The organism is Mesorhizobium sp. M7A.F.Ca.ET.027.02.1.1 (assembly GCF_004022985.1).
In the GTDB taxonomy this organism is placed as follows: domain Bacteria; phylum Pseudomonadota; class Alphaproteobacteria; order Rhizobiales; family Rhizobiaceae; genus Mesorhizobium.
In genome coordinates this window covers 1-6,290 of the sequence record NZ_RZOL01000362.1, presented here as the reverse complement: position 1 = coordinate 6,290, position 6,290 = coordinate 1, and the positions used below count along the sequence as shown (strand labels likewise).

Below are 6,290 nucleotides of genomic sequence, written 5' to 3'. Positions count from 1 at the left end.
GCATCATCGAAGATGATGAAAGGTGCATTGCCGCCGGTTTCAAGGCTGACCTTCTTGATCTGGTCAGAGCACTGACGCATCAGCAGCCGTCCGACCTCGTTCGAACCGGTAAAGCTGATCTTTGGAATTGGTGCAGAGTTCACGGCCCACGCGATCACCTTCGGACGCATAGATCAGGTTGACCACGCCATCGGGAAAGCCGGCCTGATGGCGAGAGCAAACATTGCACCTAGCCACGCCACGATAAGATCGAGCGCGGCTTCGTTGCGTGCGGGTCTGTGGTCAGTGGAGGGCGGAGGAAAAGCGCTCGGCGTGCTCGCCCTCGCGATACCACTGGTTCGCGCCGGCAAGCGCCAGTTTCTGAGGCAAATCGCCGAACAGCTGGTAGAGCCTTACTCTCAGGGCTTGGCATCTATGTCGCCTACGACCGCCACATGCAGCCCGTCGCGTGCGAAAGCGGCTTTGTGGAAGGCGCTTAGATCGGAGGGCGTTACGCTAGTCAGCCTCCCTTGGGCGGTCTCGAATACGGATGCGTGCGTAGATTCCGCGCCGCCAGGCCAGCTCGGCGATCGCATGAGGTTCGCGCTCATTGGCAATGATTTCGGAGAGAAGCTGGGCGCGTATGCGGTCGAAAAGTGCTGGTGTAGCCGGATGCGGGTCCCGCCGCCGAGAATGTCGGCCAGCAGTCGAGCGCCGCGGCCCCGCACCAGGGACCGCCCATGAATGACTCATGCGAGGCGTCTCAAGGCTGTCCGCGATCCAGCGCCAGATCTCCGCCTCGCCCGAGACGCGCAGAGCTGGCCGGTTGTGCAGGAGCCGTCGGCAATATCCGCCTTCCTCGTTCGGATGGGTAACGCTTGCGATACGGAGTCTTGACTTTGGCAGTCGCTCTGTGACATTACCTATATAAAGTTCGAAAGAAGGCGATATGGATCATGCATAGGTCACAGAGACCCGAATGAAGGCAACGTATAAACGCACCTATTCGCGCTACGCGATGGAAGCGCTTGGCCTTTTCGGTAAGACCATCCGGCTTGGCCGGATGCAGCACCGGTTAACCGCACAGGAGTTAGCCGAGAGAATCGGTGTTTCACGCAGCACCCTGCAGCGCATCGAGAAGGGCGATCCCAAAGTCGAAATCGGACTGATGTTCGAAGCTGCTGCCATTGTCGGTGTGAAGCTGTTCGATGCCGACGGCAATGGCATCACAGCCCTCACAGGCCGCATGGACGATCGCATCGCGCTGCTGCCGAAGCACGTCTACAAGGCCGGCAAGCAGATCGTCGATGAGTTCTAAGGTCCCTAAGTACGACGAAGCCTATGTCTGGGTCTGGCTGCCGGGCGAGACCGCGCCGGTTGTCGCCGGGCGGCTATATGCCCATGACGGACTCGTCAGCTTCAACTATGGCAGGAGCTTTCGTGAACTGGGCAGCGCGATCCCGCTTTATCTCCCGGAACTGCCCCTGAAGGCAGGCGAATTGCCTTTGCTTCCTGGCCTAACCATGCCGGGATGCATCCGCGATGCTGCCCCTGATGCCTGGGGACGACGGGTTATCCTAAACCGCAAATTCGGTGTGAAGGGCGATGAAATCGCGCGGCTCGATATTTCAGAACTGACGTTCTTGCTGGAATCAGGCTCGGACCGCATCGGCGCGCTCGATTTTCAGTTTTCGCCCATGCATTACGAGCCGCGCGCACTGGCCAATGCCACTCTCGAAGAGCTTGTCCAATCGGCGGAGCGGGTAGAGAAAGGTTTTCCGCTCACCCCCGAATTAGATCAGGCGCTGCATCACGGCAGCTCGATCGGCGGCGCAAGGCCAAAGGCGCTGATCGAGGATGACGCCGTCAAGCATGTCGCGAAATTTTCCTCGTCTGCCGACCTTTACAGCGTCGTCAAAGGAGAATTCATAGCCATGCGGCTTGCCGCCTTGTGCGGCATCAGAGCGGCATCCGTCTCGCTCGTTCGCGCCGCAGGCAACGACGTGTTGCTCGTCGAGCGATTCGACCGGATCAAGGTCACGGGCGGCTGGCAACGCAAATCCATGGTCTCAGCGCTGACGATGCTCGCGCTCGATGAGATGATGGCGCGTTACGCCAGCTACCAGGATTTGGCGGAGATCATTCGCCACCGATTCACCGCGCCGTCGGAAACTCTGCGCGAGTTGTTCAGCCGCATTGTCTTCAACATACTTTGCGGCAACACCGACGATCATGCCCGCAACCATGCGGCATTCTGGGACGGGGCTAGGCTCACCCTCACGCCTGCGTACGATATTTGTCCGCAGGCCCGCAGTGGCCAGGAGGCCAGCCAGGCCATGCTCATCAGCGGCAATAACCGCATGAGCCGGATAGCGTCCTGCCTTGAAGCCGCGCATCACTTCCTGCTCAGCGCGCCGGAAGCTCTTGCGATTGTTGAAGGCCAGCTCCGATGCATTGCCGAGAATTGGCCGCGTGTCAGCGAGGAAGCTACGCTATCCGGCATAGATCGCAATCTGTTCTGGGGCCGACAGTTCCTCAATCCCTACGCTTTTACGGCGCTGGAAGGAAGCGCCGACGTTCTCCGCGCTCTGGCTGACGAACTACGCAACAGTGTTCACGCCTGATCCGGCGCTGGATTTCGGACAAGCTCGGCAAGCGCAAGACGCCCACAATATGGACAACCCTTGCCGTGCCAGGACGAAGATTGAACAAACGGCTCTTCAACAGTGACAACGTGCACTGCGGAGAGATGTGGAGCTGACACCGCAAAAGCCCAAGACGCGCGACTTCCCGCGATACAACTCCACATAACTGAGCGTCTACAAGCGGTGCAGCCAGCCAAACATCCAGCCATCAAAGCGATGATCGTCTGATCTTTTGCCGATGACATCACGTCGGGGAAGACTTGTTCGAGCGCTTGCCGATTCATATCGATACCGGCCTGGGCGTAGCGCATCGTTAGTTCAGCCCGAGTGGCCTGGCCATCGACTGATGGTGGCGATGTCAACACCCGCCTTAACGAGGTGGATGCCGTCGTGTCCCGCAAAGGGCGATGATGGATGCTTTTTTCAGCCAGGGTGGTTCCTTCGCCCGCAGCCATGTGTGCGCAGCAAGTATCGAACACCGAACCGGGTGAGCAGTGTGGGGCGGTCGTTGCTTTGCTCGGCGGGACAGGGCGATACCAGACGAAGGTCACAATAGAAGATTCAGGATCCCTGAACTCGTGCATCCGTATTGAACATCAGCGAAAACAGAGCGTAATCCCGCTGTCCAGAAGGCGTGCGGCGGTCGATACGCGCCAGGACGCTCTTGATTTCCGGGCTCATCGAGATGTTCGACAGGTGCCACCCACGCGCCCTCTTGAAGGGAAGTGTCACCACCAGTTGCAGCGTATCCATATATTCGGGGTGCTCCGAAATCAGGAACCGCGCAAAGGCATGCATCGCCGCCAGCCTTGCATTGCGGGTCGCAACTGCCACGCTCGACCTCAAGTGATGTGAGAAAGCTGCCCATCCTGTCGGTATTGATGTCGGAGACCGCTTCTTTCAAGAATATATTCCCGCTCTCCCGCGGCATGAGCCCGTGGCATGCTTCGGCCCAATGCTGTGGATTGATGTTTCTTCATGCCACAACCTCGCTGACGAGACCGCCGAAAGCCCCTTCAAAGCGGTCGGTGGCGATCTCTCGCAGCTGCGGAAGGTAGTGCATTGATTTTTCGTGGAATGGGGACCCTGTTTAAAGGGTGATTTTCGTCCAAACGGGACCCTTTAACGATGGGGTCATCAAGATGCCTCCGGCTTGATCGGAGGCATTTGTGTTTTGGATGTTGGTTTTAGAGACGATTGCAAAGATACGTCGGCTGTCGCTGGTCCAGCGGAAGTCGATCAAAGCGATCTGCCGTGAGCTGAAGATCTCGCGCAAGGTGGTGCGCAAGGTCCTGCGTTCTGAGGAGACGCAGTTCCGCTACGAGCGCAAGCACCAGCCCTATCCCCGCATGGGAGCTCGGCGTGAGACGCTGGACCGGCTTCTGTCGGCGAATGCGGCCAAGCCGCAGCGGCAGCGGCTGCCGGTCGCTTCGACGGCTTCCATTGCATTCCCCCGTCGGTGTCGAAGACCTGCACGGTGCGCTTCGACAACAACAAATACTCGGTGCTGTCGAGTGCCGTCGGTCGGCCCGTCGAGATCCATGCTTGTGTCGATCGGATCGCATCCGCCAGAGGATGGCGTGGTCGTGGGAGAACACGTTCGCTCCTTTGGCCGCAACGAGGCCGTCTACGATCCCTGGCACACGGCGCGCGCCGTTCCTTGGCTGGGTCCTGCGGTCGGCAATGGAGAAGGTGCGGCGCAGCTCAAGGCGGTTGATGACGTCGACCGGCAGATGGTGTTGATCCTCACCTGGGTGCTGACCGACGGATTGAGCGCGGTCGAGGCCGCCTGTCAGGAAGCCATCGAGCACGGTGCATCGTCGGCGCCGGTGATCCTCAACATCCTGGCCCGCAGCCGCGATCCGGCGCCGGGCACGATCCTTTCCATTCCCCAGGCGCTGGAGCTAGCTCACGAGCGGTCGCCGACTGCGCCCGCTATGACAGTCTCAGGAGGACAAACAGCCATGGAACGCACCGAGGTACTGGAACTGATGGGAGCGCTGAAGCTCTACGGAATGCGCAGAGCCTATGACGAGATCATGGGCGCGTCGCCATCAAGCGACGGCACGAGCCGCCCAGGATTGTCGGTGATCTCTTGCAGGCCGAGATATCGGAGAAGCAGGCCCGCTCCATCAAATACCAGTTCGCTGTCGCCAAGTTGCCGCTGGCCAAGGACATCGACGACTTCGACTTCGCCGACACGCCGGTCACCCCCTGATGCGCGATCTCGCCCGGCGGCGCCTTCGTCGCCGATCAGCGCAACACCGTCCTGGTCGGCCGCCTTCACGGGTCACCCAACTCGCGCGGAAGGTCGACCGCATTGTGACGGGCGCGTGTCGACTTCCCAACAATGTCAGACAGGAGACACAACGCTATCGGAGCGATCGCATTGCCCGAAATGATTTTCCCAGTTGGCACGACAATTGCGGTCCTATGCGCAAAAGCAAACTAGACCTGAGAGCCGCACCGCATGAATGTAGCCTCCCAATATCTGCCGCTTGTGGCGCATCACGAAGCCGGGCACGCGGTGGCCGCCATCGTTTTGCACCGTCAGATGTTCGACGACGACCGTGAACTCCCTGCTTTCTCAAGTGTTAGTATTTACCCCCACGCCGGTGACGGAGAGTGCGGTGGTGTTGTCGAAGGCGCGGGTTTTTATTTAGCGCAAGGATTCACCTCGAAGCGAAAGCCGATTTTCGAGGACGATATGGATCGATGTTTGGAACGCGATGATGCGATCCGGGAGATAGTTGCGTGTCTGGCAGGTCCTTTTGCAGAATCCGCATTCGAAGGCTATCTGGACCCGCGCGATATGGCGATGAATGCGTCCGATGGGAATGAGGGGAGCAGCGACTACGCGGATGCCAAGCGAATCTATGGTGAGTTGCGGTTCCTGATGCCGCGCCGCCCCGATTGGGGGCGGATCGAAGATTGCACGGCCCGGCTAGTACTCGATCACTGGTCAGCCATCGAAGCATTGGCCGCGCATTTGCTGGTCAAGCATGATCTCCAATTCGATGAGGCTCTGACGATTGTTGCGCCGCATCTTCCGCCCATGCCAGCAGCTACGCCGCCAGAGCGTCATCCGCAGCCTGCTTGATCAGCCATTCGATGTGATTTGACCACATCTGCAACACCTCGCGCTTCTCCTTGACGCTATAGAGATCGTAGATTTCGCCAATGTCTCCGGTGCGGGCTCACAGCCCGTCCATATAGCCGCCAGTCTGCTGCCTTCGAGTGGCCCATGTTGGCCGCGGCCAGGAAGTGGCGACGATTGAAAGGACAAAATCAGTTGCCGAAACTCATCGCAGGTGACGGTCTGGTGGCAATTTGGGCACATCTTGTGTCTCGTCGCCAGTAAACACGGATGCCCGGCAGGAGCTGAGCTCGCTGCCGGCGGAAATCGTAGAGCGCCAGCGACGCATTCTGATCTTTCGTCAGGCAGTCGACCGCCTTGGCATACGCCTCGGCCTCCATCTCGATCGACCTGAACCGGTATCTTGTGCGCCATCCGGACGATCTGGGAAAGCTTGGCCGGGCCGGCGCCTTCCCAGGCGCACGGGAAGCGCGACGACCCATGTGGACCTTGGATTTCACTCCGCACTTACGCTGCTTTGGCCTTGTCAGCAGCCTGAGCATAAAGCGTGCTCAGCTTTCAGGCCGAGC

Annotated in this window: 5 protein-coding genes and 3 pseudogenes; 6 read left to right on the top strand and 2 right to left on the bottom strand. The window is 59.4% G+C overall.

Going from position 1 to position 6,290, the window contains the following annotated elements; translation table 11 throughout:
- Positions 1-207 (bottom strand): annotated as a pseudogene (locus tag EN749_RS28235) (aldehyde dehydrogenase family protein); the annotation flags it as partial.
- Positions 208-958: 751 nt separating this feature from the next.
- Here EN749_RS28235 and EN749_RS28225 point away from each other — a divergent pair.
- Positions 959-1,297: a helix-turn-helix transcriptional regulator gene (locus EN749_RS28225; RefSeq protein WP_063169282.1), complete on the top strand. Its 339-nt coding sequence runs from the start codon at positions 959-961 to the stop codon at positions 1,295-1,297.
- Entirely contained in the window at positions 1,287-2,603 is a 1,317-nt protein-coding gene (locus EN749_RS28220; protein WP_128364392.1) for a HipA domain-containing protein, read from the top strand. Before EN749_RS28225 ends, EN749_RS28220 begins: the two co-directional genes overlap by 11 nt.
- Positions 2,604-3,185: 582 nt before the next feature.
- On the opposite strand, the gene EN749_RS28215 is transcribed toward EN749_RS28220, so the two are convergent.
- On the bottom strand, positions 3,186-3,458 hold the full coding sequence (locus EN749_RS28215) for a hypothetical protein (RefSeq protein ID WP_095486041.1): 273 nt from the start codon (positions 3,456-3,458) through the stop codon (positions 3,186-3,188).
- 586 nt (positions 3,459-4,044) lie between these two features.
- Between EN749_RS28215 and EN749_RS39080 the strand changes: the two are divergent.
- The 4 genes and pseudogenes from EN749_RS39080 to EN749_RS38270 form a co-directional block, all read left to right on the top strand.
- Positions 4,045-4,578: pseudogene (locus tag EN749_RS39080) on the top strand (IS21 family transposase); the annotation flags it as partial.
- A gap of 10 nt (positions 4,579-4,588) precedes the next feature.
- Positions 4,589-4,902, top strand: a pseudogene (locus tag EN749_RS28205) (ATP-binding protein); the annotation flags it as partial.
- 192 nt (positions 4,903-5,094) lie between these two features.
- The gene (locus tag EN749_RS28200) at positions 5,095-5,724 is read left to right on the top strand and encodes a hypothetical protein (RefSeq protein WP_128364391.1); all 630 of its coding nucleotides are present in this window, start codon (positions 5,095-5,097) and stop codon (positions 5,722-5,724) included.
- 354 nt (positions 5,725-6,078) lie between these two features.
- Positions 6,079-6,290, top strand: a 212-nt coding sequence (locus EN749_RS38270) for a hypothetical protein (RefSeq protein WP_210214732.1), incomplete at its 3' end; no start/stop codon positions are given.

What these genes read in the sequence shown, in the direction of transcription:
- EN749_RS28225 (WP_063169282.1), top strand. Translation starts at nt 959, where the DNA reads ATGAAGGCAACGTATAAACGCACCTATTCGCGCTACGCGATGGAAGCG.
- EN749_RS28220 (WP_128364392.1), top strand. Translation starts at nt 1,287, where the DNA reads ATGAGTTCTAAGGTCCCTAAGTACGACGAAGCCTATGTCTGGGTCTGG.
- EN749_RS28200 (WP_128364391.1), top strand. Translation starts at nt 5,095, where the DNA reads ATGAATGTAGCCTCCCAATATCTGCCGCTTGTGGCGCATCACGAAGCC.